Source organism: Pseudomonas sp. SGAir0191 (assembly GCF_002812565.2).
In the GTDB taxonomy this organism is placed as follows: domain Bacteria; phylum Pseudomonadota; class Gammaproteobacteria; order Pseudomonadales; family Pseudomonadaceae; genus Aquipseudomonas; species Aquipseudomonas parafulva_B.
This window is the reverse complement of the sequence record NZ_CP025035.2, coordinates 1,717,963-1,738,093: the sequence shown is the minus strand read 5'-3', so window position 1 is coordinate 1,738,093 and position 20,131 is coordinate 1,717,963. Positions and strand designations below refer to the sequence as shown.

General features: G+C 63.3%; 18 protein-coding genes. 15 read left to right on the top strand and 3 right to left on the bottom strand.

Features of this window, described 5'->3' with window-relative positions:
• Nucleotides 1-3: 3 nt before the first annotated feature.
• The 4 genes from CWR53_RS07890 to CWR53_RS07875 all read left to right on the top strand — a co-directional run bounded on the left by CWR53_RS07890 (nt 4) and on the right by CWR53_RS07875 (nt 3,791).
• A complete protein-coding gene (locus CWR53_RS07890; RefSeq protein WP_058605676.1) occupies nt 4-723 on the top strand; it encodes an amino acid ABC transporter permease in 720 nt (239 codons plus the stop codon).
• Entirely contained in the window at nt 693-2,195 is a 1,503-nt protein-coding gene (gene argH, locus CWR53_RS07885; protein WP_058605677.1) for an argininosuccinate lyase, read from the top strand. Before CWR53_RS07890 ends, argH begins: the two co-directional genes overlap by 31 nt.
• Complete coding sequence (locus tag CWR53_RS07880; RefSeq protein ID WP_100851191.1) at nt 2,192-2,932, top strand: amino acid ABC transporter ATP-binding protein; 741 nt, start codon at nt 2,192-2,194, stop codon at nt 2,930-2,932. The genes argH and CWR53_RS07880 overlap by 4 nt, the downstream gene beginning before the upstream one ends.
• 88 nt (nt 2,933-3,020) lie before the next feature.
• Nucleotides 3,021-3,791: an amino acid ABC transporter ATP-binding protein gene (locus tag CWR53_RS07875; protein ID WP_100851190.1), complete on the top strand. Its 771-nt coding sequence runs from the start codon at nt 3,021-3,023 to the stop codon at nt 3,789-3,791.
• 134 nt (nt 3,792-3,925) lie between these two features.
• Here CWR53_RS07875 and CWR53_RS07870 read toward each other — a convergent pair whose 3' ends face one another.
• Nucleotides 3,926-4,804, bottom strand: a complete 879-nt coding sequence (locus tag CWR53_RS07870) for an EthD domain-containing protein (RefSeq protein ID WP_100851189.1) — start codon at nt 4,802-4,804, stop codon at nt 3,926-3,928.
• 300 nt (nt 4,805-5,104) lie between these two features.
• Between CWR53_RS07870 and dusA the strand changes: the two genes are divergently transcribed.
• Nucleotides 5,105-6,115 (top strand): tRNA dihydrouridine(20/20a) synthase DusA, encoded by a 1,011-nt coding sequence (gene dusA, locus CWR53_RS07865; RefSeq protein ID WP_375335475.1) that lies wholly within the window; start codon nt 5,105-5,107, stop codon nt 6,113-6,115.
• A 177-nt stretch (nt 6,116-6,292) separates the two neighbouring features.
• On the top strand, nt 6,293-7,219 hold the full coding sequence (tal, locus tag CWR53_RS07860) for a transaldolase (RefSeq protein WP_100851187.1): 927 nt from the start codon (nt 6,293-6,295) through the stop codon (nt 7,217-7,219).
• A gap of 301 nt (nt 7,220-7,520) precedes the next feature.
• On the opposite strand, the gene CWR53_RS07855 is transcribed toward tal, so the two are convergent.
• Nucleotides 7,521-8,477, bottom strand: a complete 957-nt coding sequence (locus CWR53_RS07855) for an aliphatic sulfonate ABC transporter substrate-binding protein (RefSeq protein ID WP_058605682.1) — start codon at nt 8,475-8,477, stop codon at nt 7,521-7,523.
• A gap of 15 nt (nt 8,478-8,492) precedes the next feature.
• Complete coding sequence (locus CWR53_RS07850; protein WP_100851186.1) at nt 8,493-9,458, bottom strand: ABC transporter substrate-binding protein; 966 nt, start codon at nt 9,456-9,458, stop codon at nt 8,493-8,495.
• Between the two features lie 198 nt (nt 9,459-9,656).
• Between CWR53_RS07850 and CWR53_RS07845 the strand changes: the two genes are divergently transcribed.
• The 9 genes from CWR53_RS07845 (at nt 9,657) to CWR53_RS07805 (ending at nt 20,068) form a co-directional block, all read left to right on the top strand.
• Nucleotides 9,657-10,562, top strand: a complete 906-nt coding sequence (locus tag CWR53_RS07845; RefSeq protein WP_100851185.1) for a LysR family transcriptional regulator — start codon at nt 9,657-9,659, stop codon at nt 10,560-10,562.
• A 177-nt stretch (nt 10,563-10,739) separates the two neighbouring features.
• A complete protein-coding gene (locus CWR53_RS07840; protein ID WP_100851184.1) occupies nt 10,740-11,873 on the top strand; it encodes an acyl-CoA dehydrogenase family protein in 1,134 nt (377 codons plus the stop codon).
• The gene (locus CWR53_RS07835) at nt 11,870-12,814 is read left to right on the top strand and encodes a D-isomer specific 2-hydroxyacid dehydrogenase family protein (protein ID WP_100851183.1); all 945 of its coding nucleotides are present in this window, start codon (nt 11,870-11,872) and stop codon (nt 12,812-12,814) included. The genes CWR53_RS07840 and CWR53_RS07835 overlap by 4 nt, the downstream gene beginning before the upstream one ends.
• An 18-nt stretch (nt 12,815-12,832) precedes the next feature.
• Nucleotides 12,833-13,627: a class II aldolase/adducin family protein gene (locus CWR53_RS07830; protein WP_100851182.1), complete on the top strand. Its 795-nt coding sequence runs from the start codon at nt 12,833-12,835 to the stop codon at nt 13,625-13,627.
• 149 nt (nt 13,628-13,776) lie between these two features.
• Entirely contained in the window at nt 13,777-15,396 is a 1,620-nt protein-coding gene (locus CWR53_RS07825; RefSeq protein ID WP_100851181.1) for an ABC transporter substrate-binding protein, read from the top strand.
• A complete protein-coding gene (locus CWR53_RS07820; protein ID WP_078478275.1) occupies nt 15,393-16,343 on the top strand; it encodes an ABC transporter permease in 951 nt (316 codons plus the stop codon). The genes CWR53_RS07825 and CWR53_RS07820 overlap by 4 nt, the downstream gene beginning before the upstream one ends.
• A 1-nt stretch (nt 16,344) precedes the next feature.
• The gene (locus CWR53_RS07815) at nt 16,345-17,259 is read left to right on the top strand and encodes an ABC transporter permease (protein ID WP_058605690.1); all 915 of its coding nucleotides are present in this window, start codon (nt 16,345-16,347) and stop codon (nt 17,257-17,259) included.
• Entirely contained in the window at nt 17,256-18,875 is a 1,620-nt protein-coding gene (locus CWR53_RS07810; RefSeq protein WP_100851180.1) for an ABC transporter ATP-binding protein, read from the top strand. The genes CWR53_RS07815 and CWR53_RS07810 overlap by 4 nt, the downstream gene beginning before the upstream one ends.
• A gap of 92 nt (nt 18,876-18,967) precedes the next feature.
• Complete coding sequence (locus tag CWR53_RS07805) at nt 18,968-20,068, top strand: LLM class flavin-dependent oxidoreductase (RefSeq protein WP_058605692.1); 1,101 nt, start codon at nt 18,968-18,970, stop codon at nt 20,066-20,068.
• Nucleotides 20,069-20,131 lie beyond the last annotated feature (63 nt).

The following is a 20,131-nucleotide window of genomic DNA, read 5'->3' as shown; positions in this document are numbered from 1 at the left end:
ACCATGAATTTCCTACTCGAAAACTGGAGCTTCGTGTGCAAAGGGTTGTTGATGACCCTGTACCTGGCATTGGTGGTGTTGCTGTTCACCACGCTGATCTCGGCCGTGCTCGGCGTGCTGGCCACGGTCAAGAACCGCCTGTTGGGGTGGACGATCCATGGCTACGTGGAGCTATTTCGCTCCATTCCGCTGATCGTCAACGTGTTCTTCATCTTCTTCGGTGCGCCGATGTTCGGTGTGGACCTGAGCCCTTTCGCCGCCGTTACCGTGGGCCTGACCTTGTGGGGAAGCGCCAACGGCATCGAGATCGTGCGTGGCGGGCTGGAGTCGGTGTCCAGGCATCAGTGGAAAAGTGCCTGGGCCCTGGGCCTGCGCCCCTGGCAGATCTACCTGCATGTGGTTGTGCCGCAGTCGATGAAAGCCATCCTGCCGGCCTACACCGGGTTGCTGACGATCCTGGTGCAAGCCACGTCCCTGGGCGCCCTTGTGGGTGTGGGGGAGTTTCTCAAGGTCGGTCAGATCATCATCGAGCGGGAAACCGTCATGACCGGCGTGAGCCCCGCCTTCGCGGTCTACGGCGTGGTGCTGTTGGTGTACTTCGTCATCTGTTCGGCGCTGACCTGGCTCAGCCGTTATCTCGAACGTCGTCTGGGTCGTCCGGCGGCACGTACTTCCACTGAAGAGGTTCCAGCATGCAAGCATCCAAAGTCAGTCGGCGCCTGAAGGAAAGCACCGCGCCGCAAGTGAACGAGTACATCTACCGCCCGCGCCTGGAAGGCTTTGCCAGCGGCTTCGCGAACCTGGGTAACGTCAACAAGGCGCACATTCTGATGCTGGCCGAACAAGGCCTGATCCGCGGCGACCATGCCAGCGTGCTGGCCAAGGGTGTGCTGGACATGGAGCAGGCAGGTCCGGATGCGGTCGAGCTGGACCCTTCGCGCGAGGACGCCTACTTCAACTACGAGGCGCACCTGATCGAGCAGATTGGCGCTGACATTGGCGGTCGCCTGCACACCGGTCGCAGCCGCAACGACATCCTGGCCACCCTCGACCGCCTGCGCTGCCGCGACCTGCTGATGGACCTGATCGACGAGTTGGCAACGGTACGCGCCACGGCCCTTGACTGCGCCGAGCGGTACGCCGAAGTGGTGATGCCTGGCTACACGCACCTTCAGCCGGCGCAGCCGATCACCTACGGCTATTACCTGAGTGCGGTGGAACAGGCCCTGGAGCGCGACAGCAAACGCCTGACCCAGACCCTGGAGTCGATGAACCAGTGCCCGCTTGGAGCAGCCGCCTTCGCCGGCACGCCGTTCGACATCGACCGCGCGCGCACCGCCGAGCTGCTGGGCTTCGACGGCTACCTGGACAATGCCCTGGATGCCATAGGCTCGCGGGATTTTCTGCTCGAAAGCCTGTCGCACCTGAGCAACCTGGCGGTGTTCTGGAGCCGCGTGGCGCAGGACTACTTCGTGTGGAGTACCCATGAGTTCAACCTCATCGACTTCCCCGACAGCGTCGCTGCCACTTCCAGCATCATGCCGCAAAAGAAGAACCCCACCGTGCTGGAGTACCTCAAGGGGCGCAGTGGCCATATCGTCGGCCTGCTGATGGGTGCGAGCGTGACCATCAAAGGCACCAACTTTTCCCATACCGGCGACGGCAATCGCGAAGGGACACGGGGCTTCTGGGAGGCTGCCGAAGAAAGCCTGCGCTGCCTGAAACTGCTGGACCTGGTGTTGCGCACCGCCACCCCCAACAGTGACCTGGCGGCACGCCGCGCCGGTGAGGATTTTTCCACCGCCACCGGCTTGGCCGACCTGATGGTGCGCGAGGTCGACCTGTCGTTCCGCGAAGCCCACCATGTGGTCGGCGGCGTGGTGCGCATGGCCATGGACCAGGGCCTGCCGGCCCATCGGATAACCACCCAGATGATCGACGCCTGCGCCCTCGATCAGCTGGGCCACGCCCTGCACCTACCCGAGCAGAAGGTGCGTGATTGCCTGGACCCGGCCAGCAACGTGCAGGGCCGCAGCTCCGCCGGCGGCCCCTCGCTTGGGTCCTTGATGCCGAGCCTGGCGCGCGCCAGCAAGCGCCTGGGCGCAGAGCGTACGGCCAACCAGCAGCGTCGCGAGCGCATGAGCGCGGCCGACCTCAACCTGCAAGCCCTGACCCGGGCACAGGCGGGCCTATGAGCACAATCCTGACGGTTCGCGACCTGCACAAAAGCTTTGGCCCCCATGAAGTGGTCAAGGGCGTCGACATGGACGTGCGCCAAGGCGAGGTGGTGGTCATCATCGGCCCCAGCGGCTCGGGCAAGTCCACCTTCATCCGCTGCCTGAACAGCCTGGAACCGCCCTCCAAGGGCACCGTGGTGGTTGGCGATGGCGATCAGGCGCGTGCGGCAGACCGCAAGGCCTTGGCCCGGCTACGCGAGGACGTGGGCATGGTGTTCCAGGACTACACGCTGTTCCCGCACATGACGGTGCTGGCCAACATGATGCTCGCCCCGGTCAAGCTCAAGCGCGCGACCAAAGCGCAAGCCCAGGCCCACGCCCTGGCCTTGCTCGAGCGCGTCGGCCTGCGGCACAAGGCCGGGCATTACCCGGCCGAGCTGTCAGGCGGCCAGCAGCAGCGGGTGGCGATCGTTCGCGCCTTGGCGATGAAACCCAAGTTGATGCTGTTCGACGAGCCCACCTCTGCGCTCGACCCGGAAACCGTTGGCGACGTGCTCAATGTCATGAAGGGCCTGGCGGCCGAGGGCATGACCATGATCGTTGTCACCCACGAAATGGGCTTCGCACGCGAAGTGGCCGACCGCGTGGTGTTCTTCGATGCCGGCAAGGTCATCGAGACCGGGCCGCCGTCGCAGCTCTTCAGCGCGCCGAAAGAGGCTCGCACCCGGCAGTTTCTGCAAAGCGTTCTGCACTGAACGAACAGCGTGTTCAACCCTATCTTCCCGCAGCCAGCGCCCGCTGCACCGGCCGAGCGTGTCTGCGCGTCAGCCAGGAGTATTTCAGATGAACGAAACGACCCAAGCCCTGGATACACCGGGCATCCAACCCATGATCCAGATGGAGAACGTCAACAAGTGGTACGGCAACTTCCAGGTGCTCAAGAACATCAACCTCAGCGTGCAGCCAGGTGAGCGCATCGTGCTGTGCGGCCCGTCCGGCTCAGGCAAGTCGACCACCATTCGCTGCCTGAACCGCCTTGAAGAACACCAGCAGGGCCGCATCGTGGTCGAGGGCGTCGAGCTGACCCACGACGCGAGGCAAGTCGAGACCATCCGCCGCGAAATCGGCATGGTGTTCCAGCACTTCAATCTGTTTCCGCATTTGACCATCCTGCAGAACTGCACCTTGGCGCCCACGTGGGCGCGCAAGATGCCGCGCCACGAAGCGCAAGCCTTGGCGATGCATTACCTGGAGCGGGTACGTATTCCCGAACAGGCGCACAAGTACCCTGGCCAATTGTCCGGCGGCCAGCAGCAGCGCGTGGCGATTGCCCGGGCGCTGTGCATGAAACCCAAGATCATGCTGTTTGACGAACCCACCTCGGCACTGGACCCGGAAATGGTCAAGGAGGTGCTCGACACCATGGTCAGCCTGGCCGAGGACGGCATGACCATGGTGTGCGTGACCCATGAAATGGGCTTCGCCAGGACCGTGGCGCACCGGGTGGTGTTCATGGACCAGGGCGAGGTGGTCGAGCAGGCCGCGCCGGCGGTGTTTTTCGAACGGCCTCAGAGTGAGCGAGGGCGGTTGTTCTTGAGTCAGGTGCTGCATTGAACAGGGGCGCCCCTTGGGCGCCGACTGTGCAGCAAACGGGAATATCAGCGACGGCCCGCTCTGGCTCTCAGCGATTGGACCGAGCCGCGCTTTTCCCGCAGGCATGCCCCGCACGTATTGGATGTTGGAGCAGCTTAACCTGCTGCTTCCACGTTTTTGAATACTGCCTCTACTTCACTTTCCAGTTGATTGATCGCGCCGAGGTACTCGATCAATTCCGCCGCCCGGCTGCCGCGCAGCCCGGCCGTAGTCATTTCCCCATCGACCACGTAGCTGTACACGCCACTGACCGCGAACGCCTTCAAACTTCCAATGTGCCGGGCCTGATCCGCCAGCGTCCCCTTGAACACCTGCCCCTCGAAAAAACGGCGCCGGGCCACAGGGTTTCCGAAGGCGACTTCCATGATTACCAGTTCGGCACGCTCCTGCGTGGCCGTGTGCGCAACGTCTGGTGCCGGCGGATGATTCCCATCGTTCTGGAAGGGGGCACACAGGTGCACTTGCACTTTCAATACCGAGGCATCCTGCGCCAGGGTCGGCGCGAGTTTGTCGCGCACATACGCTTGCAGATCTTCAAGGCTTTGTCGCGGGCTCATGTGCACATGAATCCGGTCGGCATGATCGAGCCCATTGAGGCGCTCGTCCGCCAGCCGATTGACCACCATCGTTGACCCTTGCGGGAGATCGTACGCCAGCGTTTCGTCGAACATGTTCTGTTCGTCAGAAAACAGGATAGGGCTGGCTTGCTTGAAGCGCGCCTGCTGGTCGGCGGACTTGAAGCCGATCTCCACACCGCCATCGAGTTCGTAGTCTGCGATCTCTCGCACGCCCTCGGCCAATGGCCAGAGGTGTGCGTCCTGGGTGCGCGAGAAGTGGTGCTGGATGTACAAGCCCAGCCCTGGTAACCGGGAGCACAGCGGCCCATGCACGTCTCGCCAGTAGTGGGCGAAGATGGCGTGTGGGACGCGCTCGCGCCTTTTGACGGTGGTGTAGCTGTTGAGGGTGATCGTCATGGCTTGACCTAGTTGAGCTTGCGGGATGTTTAGAGTCAGAGCCGCCTGTGGGGATGGCGTTCAGTCAAGCTCGTCGTGACTTGGCAAGAAGTAATTTGGCTTAACAGATCGAGAGGTTTCCCGGCCGAGAGGTGCAGTCAACAGGGACTTACGGAGTAGCAGACCTGATAGAATTCACGTTTTTGCGCTTGATCGTGGTCTGAGCACTAGACCTGGCTAACTAGGCCTCCTCTCTGAGGCGGTAACGGCAGTGACCTGTCAGCAGAAAGCGCTAAACATCCGTAACCGAGAGATTTTCGAATGCCCCCCGAAACGCCAGAAAACGCGGCCCGCCCAATGGATACGGTAGTGAGGCGGTTTTCTGTTGCCCCCATGATGGACTGGACAGACCGCCACTGCCGGTTCTTCCTGCGCCTACTCTCCAAGCACACCCTGCTCTACACCGAAATGGTCACCACCGGTGCCCTGCTGCACAACGACGCCCAGCGTTTCCTGCGCCACGATGCCTCCGAGCACCCGCTGGCCCTGCAACTGGGCGGCAGTGTGTCGGCGGACCTGGCGGCATGTGCGCGGCTGGCTGAGGCCGATGGCTATGATGAGGTCAACCTCAATGTCGGCTGCCCCAGCGACCGGGTGCAGAACAACATGATCGGTGCCTGCCTGATGGCGCACCCGGCGCTGGTGGCCGATTGCGTGAAGGCCATGCGCGACGCCGTCTCGATACCGGTGACGGTCAAGCACCGCATCGGTATCAATGGCCGCGACAGCTATGCAGAGCTGTGTGACTTCGTCGGGCAGGTGCGCGAGGCGGGTTGCCGCAGTTTCACCGTGCACGCACGCATCGCCATTCTCGAAGGGTTGTCGCCCAAGGAAAACCGCGAAGTGCCGCCGCTGCGCTATGACGTCGCCGCGCAACTGAAAGCTGATTTCCCGGACCTTGAGATCGTGCTCAACGGCGGTATCAAGACCTTGGCCGACTGCCATACCCACCTTCAGACCTTCGATGGCGTGATGCTGGGCCGCGAGGCCTATCACAACCCGTACCTGCTGGCCGAGGTGGATCAACAGCTGTTCGGCAGCGTTGCACCGGTGGTCACCCGCACCGAAGTGCTGGCGCAGTTACGGCCTTACATCGTGGCGCATATGCAGGCGGGGGGTGCGATGCATCACGTGACCCGGCATATTCTCGGCCTGGCCCAGGGCTTCAAGGGCGCTCGCCGGTTCCGCCAGCTGCTTTCGGCAGACATCCACAAGGCGGCCGAGCCGCTGGCCGTGTTCGACCAGGCCGTCGAGTTGTTGCAGGGTCGTTGAGGGCGCTGGCGTGTCACGCAAGCGCCTGCCGGTTGCGCGACACGATGCAGGGCCCGGCTTGAAGGGAACCTGGGAGACGGTGGGTACTCGAACATTCACCTCTCGTACAGCCGGGCCCTTGAGCGACCGTGGGGGCTGGGGTAATGTCGAGCCCATTGCACAGGACAGAGCACGCCCATGACTTCCAAGCTGGAACAACTCAAGCAGTTCACTACCGTGGTCGCCGACACCGGTGACCTGGACGCCATCACGCGCCTGAAACCGGTAGATGCCACCACCAACCCGTCGCTGCTGCTCAAGGCTGCTGCCATCCCGGCCTATGCCGAGTTGCTCAAGCGCGTAAAGGGCGAGGCCAACGGTGATGTGGACCAGGCCTGCGACATGTTCGCGGTGGCGGTGGGTTCGGGCATTTTGAAAGCCATCCCCGGGCGTATCTCGACCGAAGTGGATGCGCGGCTGTCGTTCGACGAGCCTGCCCTGCTGGCCAAGGCGCGCTCGCTGATCGAGCTGTACGACAAGGCCGGTGTTGGCCGTGACCGTGTGCTGATCAAGCTGGCGTCTACCTGGGAAGGTATTCGCGCCGCCGAAAAGCTGGAGAAGGAAGGCATCCAGACCAACCTGACCTTGCTGTTCTCCTTCGCCCAGGCCCAGGCCTGCGCCGACGCCGGTGTGTTCCTGATTTCGCCGTTCGTGGGCCGGATCTACGACTGGTACAAGAAAAGCACGGGCAATGAGTACACCGGTGCCGATGATCCAGGCGTACAGTCCGTCACGCGGATCTACAACTACTACAAGGCCAACGGCTACGACACCGTGGTCATGGGCGCCAGCTTCCGCAACACCAACCAGATCGAACAGCTCGCCGGTTGCGATCGCCTGACCATCAGCCCAGAGCTGCTGCAGCAGTTGAGTGAAGACCAGGGCGACCTGCCGCAGGTACTGAAGCCAGGCAATGCCGGGGAGCCCAAGCGTCAACTGAGTGAGAGCGAGTTCCGCTGGGACATGAACGAAGACGCCATGGCTACCGAGAAGCTGGCCGAGGGGATTCGCCAGTTTGCGCGCGATCAGGAGAAGCTTGAGAAGGTCATGGCTGAAAAAGGCTGATCCAGCCATGTTGGGGCGAGACAGCTTTGCCGGGGGCTCTCTGGGCCGCGATGCGGCGGGGTAGCCCGAACTTTATACGTTTGAGCTCATATCGCCGGGCCCGCTGCGCGGGCCATCGCGGCACGAGACCGCTCCTACAGGTAACGCGTAATGCTCAGGACAGCTTTGGCCGTTCGGAGCACTTGCACTGCATCTGGATGCTTGAGTTTTGCCTGGGAGCATTCCCGGCCGTGCTGGGCGGCGCAGCAGGCCCAGGACTTCAACGTCGCGGTCCTACCATCGGGCTACCGCCCTGTTTGCACTACTTCTGAACCGGCTCATAAAGGCTCACGGCACTCGCATCCACCTTTTTCGGCAACAGCCCTTCACGATAGAAGGCATCGGCGATGCGCTGCTGCTCGCCCAGGTTCTCTGGCTTGACCGGCTGTACGTCGTAACTGCGCCGGGCGTTGGCCTGTTGCACCGTGGCACTGTCCAGGTTGCCCCACAGTGGGCCGAGAATGCGCGCGGCCTGGGCCGGGTGGGCTTTGGTCCAGGTGCCGGCCTCACGCAAGGCGAGGTACACCTGCTGCAGCACCTCAGGATGAGCCTTGGCATAGTCGCTGCCCGCCAGGTAGTAGCGCTGATAGCTGGCCAACTCACTCCCATCGGCAAGTATGCGTGCATTTTGCTGACGTTGGGCGCTGGCCACATAAGGGTCCCACGTCACCCAGGCATCGACCTTGCGGTTCTCGAACGCGGCGCGGCCATCGGCCGGTATCAGGTAGGCGGGGCTGATGTCCTTGAACGTGAGCCCCGCCTGGGCCAGCGCCTGGATCAGCAGGTAATGGCTGCCTGCTGCCTTGGTCACGGCCACGCGCTTGCCCTTGAGGTCGGCCAAGGTCTTGAGGGTCGAATCGGCGGGTACCAGAATGGCCTGAGCGGTCGGCGACGGTGTCTCGCGGGCGAAGTACGTAAGCTTTGCACCTGCTGCCTGGGTGAACACAGGCACAGTGTCGGCAACATCCGCCGAAATATCGACATTGCCCAGGTTCAGCGCTTCCAAAAGCGGCAGTCCGCTTGGAAATTCATGCCACGTGACGCGAATGCCCTCGGCCCGCAGGCGCTGCTCCAGGCTGCCACGGGCCTTGAGCAGTGTCAGCAGGGTCGAGGATTTCTGATAACCGATGCGCAACGTTTGGTCGGCGTTAGCCAGGCTTGGCAGCACCGTGCTGGCCAATAGCGCCAGGCAAAGCCTGCGTAGTGTGATCACGCTCATCAGGATATCTCCGGGTCAAGGTTGCGCAGCCAGCTTGGTGCTTTCGGGAACGGTAAAGCCGCTGGCGAAAGTGGGTGCCACCTCAAGGCGTTCAGTCATCAGCCCGTGGGCATGGTAGAAATCGGCCGTATCCTGCTGAGTGGCGATGGTTTGGGGGTCGATCACCTGCCAGCGCAAGTGGCGACGCTCAAATTGCAGACGGGCCGCGTCCTGGGGGAAGCCGATGATGGCGGCAAGGGTTTTCGAGTAACTGTCCAAGTGCTGGTTGGCCCAGACCTGCGCCTCGGCCAGGCGGTTGAGGTAGTCCTGCAATGCAGCCTGCCGTGCAGGCTCGCTCAACGCCTTGTCGGTAGCGGCGAGGAAGCTGTTCCCACTGGAAAGACCCCGCCCGTTGACCAGCACCCTTCCCTGCCCACTGAGTTCAGCCAGCGCGGTGTAAGGCTCCCAGGTAGCCCAGGCGTCTACCGACCCATTGGCCAGAGCGATCTTGGCATCCACCGGCCCGAGAAACCGCAACTGCACATCCTTTTCGCTCAGCCCGACCTGGGCCAAGGCCTTGAGTGCCAGATGATGCCCGATGGAACCCCGCCCGGTTGCAATGCGCTTGCCCTTGAGTTCAGCCGCGGTGCGCACCGGCGAATCGGGCCTGACCAGCAGCGCGGTGCCGTAAGGGTCAGACTTGTCAACCGCCACCGCCTTGACCGGCGCCCCTGAGGCGAGCACGAACAACAGCGGCGCATCACCAATGATGCCAGCATCGATCGCACCGGCATTGAGCGCTTCGGCAAGGGGCGCAGCTGCGGGGAATTCCGCCCACTGAATGTCGTAGGGTAGATCGCGCAGCGCATCAGCCGCCTCCAGCTGGGCCCGCATGTTGCCCTTTTGATCACCGATGCGCAGGGTCAGGCGCTCCGAGGCGCTGGCCTGGCCCATCAACAGGATGGCTGTCGCCAGGGTCAATACTTTCATTCGAATGGACATGGAACGCCTCTTCGTCCTGTGGGGCGGCGTCGTGCAGCCCGAGCGGACGACTCTAGCGACTATTTTTTAATAACTTAAATTGATTTTAGGAATAACCTAATATGCATTTTTGGATTATTGAGTGTCGGTCATGGCATTTCTGCTGATCGGGATTATGCTAATGCCTTATTTTTTTACCGTTCAGGCAAGAGCCGAATCATGAAAATCGATGACATGGACGCGTTCGTCGCCGTCATGCGTTGCCAGTCGACCAACCTGGCTGCCGAGGCGCTGCAAGTCACCCAACCGGCCATCACCCGGCGTGTGCAGAACTTCGAACAAGACCTTGGCGCGACCCTGCTCGACCGCAACACCAAGCCCCTCAAACCTACCCCCATGGGGCTGCGGGTCTATGAACAATGCAAAGCGATCCTGCGCGAGATCGACTCGTTGCGCGAACTGGTGGCCAACGACGGCGCCCCGTCCGGGACGTTGCGCCTGGGCGTTCCGCAGACCCTGGGGGACGTGGTGCTGCTCGACGCCTTGGCGCAGATCCGCCAGGCCTACCCACAACTGCGCACCCAGGTCACCAGCGGCTGGGGTAGCAGCCTGATCGCACGTATGGACAACGGCGAACTGGACGCCGCCGCCGCATTGTTTCCCCCTGGCAAGATCTTTCCCGACGGGATCGCCAGCCAATCCATCGCACGTATGCCGCTGAAGGTGGTGGCGGCCAAGGGTAGCGCGGGCAAACGCAGTTACAAACTCAAGGATTGTTACACCCGCGGCTGGGTACTTAACCCCGATGGCTGCGGCTTTCGCGCGGGGCTGCAACGCGCCCTGAGCGAGCAAGGGCTGAGCCTGTCGATCAACCTGGAGACATTCGGCACTGAGTTACAGCTGGGGTTGGTTGCCAATGGCCAGGGGCTGGGACTGGTTCCGGAGCCCTTGCTGCAAGCCAGCCGGCACCGCGATGCGCTCGATGTACTCACCGTCAGTGATTTCAAGCCACAGGTAGACCTGTGGCTTTTTCATCCTCGCTACCTGGGTAATCTTCAGGAGCCGGTAGAGTTGTTCGGCAACGTGGCCGGGCAACGTTTGCAGGGCTGCTATCACCCTGGCTGATCTAAACCTGAATCATCAGGGTGATGAAACTCAGCGCACGATATACGTAAATCGCATAACTGAATTTGGATTAAATTCGATTATCTGATAATTAGCATAGAACCAAAAAGACTTTTACAGCGTTCATCCATACGAATACGGTCTTAAGGAACACACCGTCATTCAGGGATGAAACCCATGAGTCACCCCTCAGGCAGCGCGCTCGCCGAGCTGACGCAGGCCCTTGCGGCCAATGCCGAGCGCTATGACCGCAGCGCTCGGTTCCCTCAGGACAATTTCGACCTGCTGCACCGCCACGGGCTGCTCGCCTACACAGTGCCGCGCCACCTTGGCGGTGGCGGTGCGGACCTGGCGAGCGCGCGCCGCGTGATCAGCGCAGTTTCCAAGGGCGACCCGGCCACCGGGCTTATCCTGGTGATGCAGTACTTGCAGCATGTCCGTGCGCATCGGGCAGCAGACTGGCCGGAACGCCTGCGTCACCGCATCGCCCGCGACGCCGTGGAACACGGTGCACTGATCAATGCGCTGCGCGTCGAGCCCGAACTCGGCACCCCGACCCGCGGCGGCTTGCCCGCCACCGTGGCGCGCCGCACGGCGCAGGGCTGGCGCCTGAGCGGGCGCAAGATCTACTCCACGGGCAGCCATGGTCTGACCTGGTTCCTGGTCTGGGGCCGCAGCGACGACGCTGTCCCTTTGGTAGGCGGCTTTCTGGTACACCGCGACACACCCGGCATCAGCATCGTCGAGGACTGGGACCACTTGGGCATGCGTGCCACCTGCAGCCATCAGGTGCATTTCGAGGACGTGCTGATCCCGCTTGATCATGCCGTCAGCGTCAGCCCGACCAACGCCCCGAAAGCCGAACTCGATGAAGACGGCCTGCTGTGGATGAGCGTACTGCTGCCAGCGGTCTACGACGCGGTGGCACAGGCGGCGCGCGATTGGTTGGTGGCATTTCTCACGCAGCGCACACCGTCGAACCTGGGTGCACCTCTGGCGAGTCTGCCGCGTTTTCAGCAGACGATCGGGCGCATCGATACCCTGCTCTTTGCCAACCAGAGCCTGCTCGATGGCGCTGTCGCCGGGCACACCGCAGCCCACCATGCCGGGCAACTGAAGCAGCTGGTCAGCGCCAATGCCATCGAGGCCGTGACGCTGGCGGTCGAAGCGGCGGGCAACCCTGGGCTTTCGCGGCACAATGCCCTGGAACGGCACTACCGCGACGTGCTCTGCAGCCGCATCCACACCCCCCAGGACGACGTCGTCTTCAGCCAGGCCGGCCGAGCCGCACTGGCACAGGTGCAGGCATGAGCCATTCAACGATTGCCAGCCACCTCGACGCCCAGGCCAATCACTACCTGCGCAAGCAGTTACCGGGTCATCGAGTCATCGATGTTCCTCCCGGTCAGCTGAGCCTTGAAGTGGCCGCCGACGTGTTCATCCTGCGCCCGATCAATGTGCGCGGCCAGCGCATCGACAGCCCGCCGGTTCAGTGGCCCTGGGGGTTGAAGTGGGTGCAACTGGTGTCTTCGGGCATCGACCTTTACCCCGAATGGATCTTTGGCGGGCCCCCTGTCACCAGCGGCAAGGGCGCCAATGCCGAACAAGTGGCCGAGTTCGCGCTGGCACTGATGTTCGCCGCGGCAAAGCAATTGCCAAGCCTCTGGGTCAAGGACGCCGACTGGCGCCTCACTGCACTGGCGCCTTTGCGCGGGCGCACTTTAGGCATTCTGGGCTTCGGCAGTATTGGCCAGAGCCTTGCTCACAAGGCCGTGGCGCTCGGCATGCGGGTAACGGCCCTGAGCCGCCCAGGACAGCCCATTGCCCAGGTGCGCGGCGTGGAGCGCGCCAACGATCTACGACAGTTGTTCGCACAGAGCGACCACCTCGTGCTGGCCGCCCCACTCACCCGTGACACCCGTGGGCTGATCGATCGGCACGTACTGAACGAGGCCCGCCCAGGCTTGCACCTGATCAATGTCGCCCGTGGCGGGCTGGTCGATCAGCAGGCGCTGCTGGAGGCGCTGGACAGCGGTGTAATCGCCCGCGCCAGCCTGGATGTGACCGATCCCGAGCCGCTGCCCGCTGACCACCCGCTTTATCACCACCCACGCGTGTTCCTGTCGCCCCACACCTCGGCCATTTCCGATGAAGGTTACCCGGCGTTTCTCGAAGCCTTCATCGCCAATTTCCACCGCTACCGCGAGCGAGCACCCCTGACCAATCTGGTCGACACCGCCCGTGGTTACTGATCACCGGAGAACACCTCAATGAGTTCACTGTCTGCCGTCAAGCCCACCGCCAACAACGTGCGCGACCGGGTCAGCACCGAAGAATGGGAGGTGCGTGTCAAGCTGGCCGCCGCCTACCGCCTGGCGGCCCTGTTCCGCTGGACTGACCATATCTACACGCATTTCTCCGCCCGCGTACCGGGGCCGGAGGAACATTTCCTGATCAATGCCTTTGGCTTGCTGTTCGACGAAATCAGCGCATCGAACCTGGTCAAGGTGGACGTCGATGGCACCCTTATCGACGACCCGCTAGGCCTGGGCATCAACCAGGCCGGCTATGTAATTCACAGCGCCATTCACCGCGCCCGGCCCGACCTCAAGGCTGTGCTGCACACCCACACCCGTGACGGCGCAGCGGTGTCAGCCCAGCGCGACGGCCTGCTGCCCATTTCCCAGCATGCCCTGGCGTACTACAGCCGGGTGGTTTACCACGATTACGAGGGCGTGGCCCTGGACCTGGACGAGCAGCAGCGACTGGTGGCCAACCTCGGTGACAGCAACATCCTCATCCTGCGCAACCACGGGCTGCTGACCGGGGGCATCAGCGTGGAACATGCATTTCGCGAACTGCATGGGCTAGAGCGTGCCTGCAATATTCAGGTGGCCGCCCAGGCCGGGGGCAACGATCAATTGCTGCATGCATCGCAGGCGGCCATTGCCAAGGTGCATGAGCAATCCAAGCGCTTTTCCGATGGCAAGGGGGAAGGCATCCAGCGGCATTGGGACGCGTTGATCCGGCAACTGGATCGCGAGAGCCGCGACTACCAGAACTGAACGCTCCAGGCTGGATGTGCCTGCGCTAGGGGCAAGCTCGCCCGCTCAGGCGCCTCCATGTTCCGACGATCGACACGTTGTCAGTGGCGACCGGCTCGCCTTGCGCGTGGCCGGACACCGACGCACTCATCTCCTTGAAGGACCACGCAATGCCCCCACTGCACCACCTGTTTGCCTTCGGCGCCCTGACCCTGGCCCTCACTGCCTGCTCCCCCGGCAATGAAGCCAGTGCTGGCAAAACACTCAACATCGCCTTCTGGGGCGACAACACCACCCTGGTCAGCCTCGATCCCTTCCAGGTCTATTGGTTGGAGCACCGTGTGCTGCTGCGCAACGTGGCCGAGTCCCTCACGGATCAAGACCCCGATAGCGGGCAGATCATCCCTTGGCTGGCCAAAAGCTGGGAAGTCAGTGCCGACGCCTTGAGCTACACCTTCCACCTGCGTCGGGACGTCACGTTCAGCAATGGCGAGCGCTTTGACGCGCACGCCGTCAAAGCAGCCTTCGACAGCAACAAGGCATTCGCGGCTCAGTTGCCTGCCACCTTCGGCGCTACCTACCTGGCAGGCTACGACCATGCCGAGGTGGTCGATGACTTCACCGTGCGCCTGGTGCTATCGCGACCCAATGCAGGCTTTCTGCAGGCCACGTCCACCACCAACCTGGCTATCCTCGCCCCAGCTTCGTACCAGCTGACCGCCAAAGCGCGCTCATTGGGCAACATCATCGGGACGGGACCGTTCACCCTCGACCACTACACACCCGAAGTGGGCGCCCGCCTGGTCAAGCGCAGCGACTACGCATGGCCCTCGGCCAACGTACATAACCGGGGCGCTGCGCATGTGGACGCCATCAACATCAGCTACATCCCTGAAGAAAGTGTGCGAAATGGCCTGTTCCTTCAGGGCAAGGCCGACATCCTGTGGCCGCGCAACCCCTTCTCGGAAGTCGATCTCAAACTGTTCCAGGCCAAGGGCGCCACCATCCAGAGCCGGTCCTTGCCAGGCCCCGCGTTGAACCTCTACCCCAACACCCGTGACAACCGCTTGCTGGCTGACCGACAGGTTCGCCTTGCGCTGCAAAAAGCCATCGATCGCACCAGCTATGCGCATACCGTGTACAACGCGCAGTTCCCCGTCGTTAGCGGCGTGTACGACGTCACCACGCCGTACTTCAAGCCCCAGGCCAACAAGCTCGTCTATGACCCGGCTGGCGCCGAACAGTTGCTCGACGCTGCCGGTTGGCCCAAGGGCGAAGACGGTTACCGGTACAAGAACGGCAAGCGCCTGACATTGCGCTACAACCTCACCCCGGCCGAAAGCGCCGGTGACGTGTTGGTGCAGGACCAACTGCGCAAGGTCGGCATCGACCTGAAACTCAATGTACTGACCCGCGCCGAATGGGTCGCGGGTAACGCAGCAGGCAGCTATGACCTGACTTCCACCTACATGACCCGTGCCGACCCGATCATTTTGCAGACGATTCTTGACCCACGTTCGGCCAACAGCGCCACGCTGGCCACCAATACCTACGAGCCGCAGACCCTGACCCGGGCACAGGCGCTGTTCGACACAGGCATCACCGCGACTAACGATGCACAACGGGCCCAAGCCTACGGGCAGCTGCAAGACCTGCTGATCGACGAAGCCTCCGCCTTCCCGCTGTACGAGCGCGTCTGGCAAGCCGCCACCGCACCTCGGGTCAGGGATTTCCGCTGGACCGCCGAGGGCTTTGCGCTGTTCAGCGACATCGAGGTCAGCCAGCCATGAAGCGCTATCTGATCACCCGCTTGGGTCAGGCGCTGCTGGTACTGTGGGGCGCGTACACCATCACGTATTTCATCCTCTACCTTTTGCCTGGCGACACCCTGACGATCATGCTCAGTGCGTCCGGCATGGAGGCCGATGGCCTGTCACCCGAAGCATTGGCCAAGGCCCGTGCTTTCTATGGGCTAGACAAAGGCCTGTTCGAGCAATACATCGATCTGCTGTGGCGTGCCCTGCACGGTGATCTGGGGCAGTCGCTGTCGCTGGGGCGACCCGTTACCGCGCTGCTGGCCGAACGCTTGCCGCAAACCTTGGCGCTGGCGGGCTCTGCCATCGTGCTGTCGGTGGTGGGTGGGGTCGGCCTTGCCTACCTGACCGCCTACCTGCAATGGCGACCGCTCAAGACAGCACTCGCCCGGGTGCCTTCGCTGGGCTTTTCCATCCCCGTGTTCTGGATGGGCCTGTTGCTGATCCAGGTCTTCGCCTTCGCGCTGGGCTGGTTCCCGGCCACTGGCAGCCAAGGTTTCGCCAGTTTGGTGCTGCCGGCAATCACCTTGGCGATCCCCAGCGCCGCTGTGTATGCCCAAGTGTTGCAGCGGGGCTTTCAAGGGGTGTGGCAGGAACCCTACATCACCACCGCCTTCGCCAAAGGGCTCAGCCGCGCCCAGGTCCAGGCCCGCCACGGCCTGCGCAACGCCACGCTGCCGCTGCTGACCCTGATCGGCCTGCAGGTCGGCAACACGGTGTCCGGTGCCGTGCTGGTCGAGACCATCTTCTCGCGCAATGGCGTAGGCCGGTTGGCCCAGGAAGCCGTGCTGCGTCAGGACATACCGGTAGTGCTGGCGATTGTCGCGGTATCGGCGGCCGCTTTCGTGCTGGTCAACCTGATCGTCGATCTGCTCTACCCCTACCTCGACCCTCGCATCACCCCTACGGCCAAGGTGAACTGAGATGACCATGGATATTCCCCTGATCGCACCCGACGCCGCCTCAACCAGCGATGAGCCGTGCACACCCCGCATCTGGAAACGACGCACGCGGTATCAGCGCGTCCATCGCGCCTTGACGCCGCTGTTGCGCCGCCCTGGCTTCAGCCTGGCGCTGCTGATCGTCTTGTTCGCTTTATTCGCCGCACTGGCACCTCAGCTGCTCACCAGTTTCGACCCCTACGCCACGGCACCCGCCGACAAGCTCACCCCCCCAAACCTGGTGCATTGGTTCGGTACCGACGAGTTGGGCCGCGACCTGTACACGCGGGTGGTGTATGGCGCGCGCCTGTCGGTGATGGCGGCATTGCTGGCAGTGGCCATCGCCCTGGTGGGCGGCCTTGGCCTTGGCGTACTGGCGGGGTTTGCCGGAGGGCACCTGGATGCAGCCCTGATGCGCCTGATCGACGTCTTGCTTGCCTTACCCGGCTTGCTGTTGGCGCTGGCGATCGTCACGGCCATCGGCTTTGGCACGGTGCCCGTGGCCGTTGCGGTGGGCGTCGGGATCATTCCAGGCTTCGCCCGCACGACCCGCGCCGAGGTGCTGCGCATCAAATCGCTGGCGTACGTCGAAGCGGCGCGCCTAGCCGGCGCCAGTTGGTCGCGCACCCTGATGCGCCACGTACTGCCCAATGCGTGGGGCCCGGTGGCGGTACTGGCCACCCTGGACTTTGGCGCCGCGATCCTGGCCACCGCTGGGCTCAGCTTTCTGGGCTTCGGCGCAGCGCCGCCCGCTGCTGAATGGGGCACGCTGATCGCCAACGGGCGCCATTTTCTCGTCACAGCGCCGTGGGTATCCCTGCTGCCGGGGCTGTTCGTGGTGGCCGTGGTGTTCAGCCTCAATCACCTGGCGCGCAGCGCCGAGGAGCATGCCCGATGAACCAGCAACCCTTGGTCAAGGTGCGCAACCTGACCATCAGCTACGCCGTTGCAGGGCAGCGCACCCAGGCCGTGAGCCAGCTTTCGTTCAGCCTGGCCAAAGGCGAAACACTGGCCATTGTCGGGGAGTCCGGCTCCGGCAAGTCGACCCTCGCCAACGCCCTGCTCGGTCTGCTGCCGATCAGCGCCCAGATCGAACAAGGTCAGTTGTGGGTGGACGGGGTCGATGTGGCCCAGGCTGACGAGCGCACCAGGCGCCGCTTGCGGGGGCGCACCATTGCCTTGGTGCCGCAGGATCCAATGGTCAGCCTCAACCCTACCCTGCGCATCGGCCAGCAGATCGGTGAAGCACTGGTGTTGGCCCGAGGCCGTCGTTATCCCGGCCTGGCCACAGACATTCAGGCTCTGCTGGCCCAGGTAGGTCTGGACCAGCCCGCGCTGCGCGCTCGCCAGTACCCCCACGAGTTGTCCGGTGGCATGCGTCAGCGGGTACTGATTGCCATCGCGCTGGCCGGCGAGCCCAAGTTGATCGTGGCTGACGAACCCACCAGCGCCCTGGATGTCACGGTGCAGCGGCGGATCCTCGACCACCTGCAACACCTGACGGCCGAGCGCGGCATCTCGCTGCTAATCATCACCCATGACCTGGGCATGGCGTGCGACCGTGCTGACCGCCTGCTGGTAATGAAGCACGGCAAGCTCATCGAGCACGCCTCGCCCAGGCAGATCCTCTGGGGTGCGCAGCAGCCCTACACCCGTGAACTGCTGGCGGCAGCGCCCGCCTTCGTGGCGCGACGCAGCGCCGTCTTGCCAACCGATAAGCCTCCCCTGCTTCGTCTGCACAACATCTGCAAACGCTTTGTCTTGCCTGGGCAGCCCAGCCCGTTCACCGCCCTGCATGACCTGAACCTTACCGTGCACGCGGGCCAGACCTTGGCCATCGTAGGCGAGTCTGGCTCGGGTAAAAGCACAGCGCTGCGTATTGCCTTGGGGCTGGAAACGCCGAGCCAAGGCCATGTGGAATTGGCAGGGCAACCTGTCAGCGCATTGAGTTGGCAGCAGTTGCGTCCCTTACGCAGGCGCATCCAGCTGGTGCAACAGAACCCGTTTGCCGCGCTGGATCCACGCTTCACCGTGTACGACAGCATCGTCGAGCCGCTGGTGTCGTTCGGCCTGGGCAAGGGTGAGGCACTGGAGCGCAGGGCGCGGGAGTTGATCGCCAAGGTGCACCTGCCTGTGCATTTCTTCGATCGCCTGCCGCATGAGCTGTCAGGTGGCCAGCGCCAGCGCGTGGCCATTGCCCGAGCCCTGGCACTGGAGCCGGATCTACTGCTGCTGGACGAACCGGTCAGTGCCTTGGATGTGTCGGTGCAGGCACAGATTCTTGCCCTGCTCTCAGAACTACAGCGCGACCTGGGCATGGCCTACGTGCTGGTCTCTCACGACCTGGCAGTGGTGGCAAGCATGGCCGACCACGTGCTGGTGCTGCAACACGGGCAGGTCGTCGAACAGGGCCCGGCCGCAGAGGTGTTCGGCCGACCCGCCAGCGCCTACACGCGGGCACTGATCCAGGCCATACCAGGGCACTCGCGCAGCGTGCTGCCGGTAGCGATCTGACCACTGCGCCGCGCCCGTCCACTGCACTACCTAACGCCTGTCAAGCCACATGGCTTGGCGTCTTCCCCCACTGGAGCAGGAGTATCACCCCAATGACCCTCGAATTCATCGGCCTGATCGGCCCTCAGGAAAGCAGTGAATCGCAAGCGCCCCGTGGCCCGCTTGTCGATCTGGCGTTTATCAAGGCATTCGCCCAGGCGCAGGAATACGCCGGTTTCGACAAAGCGCTGCTGGCGGTCAGCACCAGTGCGCCGGACTCGATGATCCTGGCCAGCTACGTCGCTGCGCTGACCGACCGCATTGGCCTTCTGGTGGCGCATCGGCCTGGTTTTCAGGCGCCCACCTTCGCCGCCCGGCAGTTCGCCACCCTCGACCAGTTGAGCGGTGGCCGCGCCGCGATCAACGTGATCACGGGCGGCGACAGCGGTGACCTGCAGCGCGACGGCGACTATCTGGACAAGGATGCCCGCTACGCCCGCACCGACGAGTACCTGGAGGTGATGCACAACACCTGGACGCAGCGCACTGCCTTCGATCATCACGGCACCCATTACCAAGTTGAAGACAACCTCACACTAGTCAAGCCCGTCGGCAAATTGCCCGTCTACTTCTCGGGCGCCTCGGAGGCAGCGGTGGAGGTCGCGGCCAAGCACGCCGATGTGTACATGATGTGGGGCGAGCCACTGGCGCAAGTGCGCGAGCGCATTAGACAGGTGCGCAAGGCTGCAGCCCGCTACGGGCGAGAACATCACATTCGTTTCAGCCTGTCGCTGCGCCCGATCCTCGGCGCCACGGAAGCAGAAGCCTGGGCGCGTGCCGAGCGCATTCTGGCCGACGCCCAGAACACCATCGGCATCCGTCAAGGCAACCGCCGCGAAAAGAACTTCGGCAAGAGCAATGCAGGGTCCGAGCGCCTGGTTCAGCTCGCCAAGGAACGCAAAGTGCATGACACCCGGCTGTGGACCGAGATCGCAGCCCTGGGCGGCGGGGCCGGCAATTCCACGTCATTGGTGGGCACCGCCGAGCAAGTGGCCGAAGCAGCGCTGGCCTACTACGAATTGGGCGTGAGCACGTTCCTGTTTCGGGGGTTCGAGCAGCTGCGCGATGCAGTGGAATACGGCCAGGACCTGATTCCGCGCATTCGTCAGCAGGTGGAGCGATTCGAGGCGCAGCGCCAGGCACGCTTGGGCTAGGGTGTACGCGGGTTCGAGCGCTGTCAAACAGTGCCCGACCCGCCTGGGCGTCATGCCAGACCC

Coding starts and splice junctions, on each gene's coding strand:
- CWR53_RS07890 (WP_058605676.1), top strand. CDS start 4: ATGAATTTCCTACTCGAAAACTGGAGCTTCGTGTGCAAAGGGTTGTTG.
- argH (WP_058605677.1), top strand. CDS start 693: ATGCAAGCATCCAAAGTCAGTCGGCGCCTGAAGGAAAGCACCGCGCCG.
- CWR53_RS07880 (WP_100851191.1), top strand. CDS start 2,192: ATGAGCACAATCCTGACGGTTCGCGACCTGCACAAAAGCTTTGGCCCC.
- CWR53_RS07875 (WP_100851190.1), top strand. CDS start 3,021: ATGAACGAAACGACCCAAGCCCTGGATACACCGGGCATCCAACCCATG.
- CWR53_RS07870 (WP_100851189.1), bottom strand. CDS start 4,804: ATGACGATCACCCTCAACAGCTACACCACCGTCAAAAGGCGCGAGCGC.
- dusA (WP_375335475.1), top strand. CDS start 5,105: ATGCCCCCCGAAACGCCAGAAAACGCGGCCCGCCCAATGGATACGGTA.
- tal (WP_100851187.1), top strand. CDS start 6,293: ATGACTTCCAAGCTGGAACAACTCAAGCAGTTCACTACCGTGGTCGCC.
- CWR53_RS07855 (WP_058605682.1), bottom strand. CDS start 8,477: ATGAGCGTGATCACACTACGCAGGCTTTGCCTGGCGCTATTGGCCAGC.
- CWR53_RS07850 (WP_100851186.1), bottom strand. CDS start 9,458: ATGTCCATTCGAATGAAAGTATTGACCCTGGCGACAGCCATCCTGTTG.
- CWR53_RS07845 (WP_100851185.1), top strand. CDS start 9,657: ATGAAAATCGATGACATGGACGCGTTCGTCGCCGTCATGCGTTGCCAG.
- CWR53_RS07840 (WP_100851184.1), top strand. CDS start 10,740: ATGAGTCACCCCTCAGGCAGCGCGCTCGCCGAGCTGACGCAGGCCCTT.
- CWR53_RS07835 (WP_100851183.1), top strand. CDS start 11,870: ATGAGCCATTCAACGATTGCCAGCCACCTCGACGCCCAGGCCAATCAC.
- CWR53_RS07830 (WP_100851182.1), top strand. CDS start 12,833: ATGAGTTCACTGTCTGCCGTCAAGCCCACCGCCAACAACGTGCGCGAC.
- CWR53_RS07825 (WP_100851181.1), top strand. CDS start 13,777: ATGCCCCCACTGCACCACCTGTTTGCCTTCGGCGCCCTGACCCTGGCC.
- CWR53_RS07820 (WP_078478275.1), top strand. CDS start 15,393: ATGAAGCGCTATCTGATCACCCGCTTGGGTCAGGCGCTGCTGGTACTG.
- CWR53_RS07815 (WP_058605690.1), top strand. CDS start 16,345: ATGACCATGGATATTCCCCTGATCGCACCCGACGCCGCCTCAACCAGC.
- CWR53_RS07810 (WP_100851180.1), top strand. CDS start 17,256: ATGAACCAGCAACCCTTGGTCAAGGTGCGCAACCTGACCATCAGCTAC.
- CWR53_RS07805 (WP_058605692.1), top strand. CDS start 18,968: ATGACCCTCGAATTCATCGGCCTGATCGGCCCTCAGGAAAGCAGTGAA.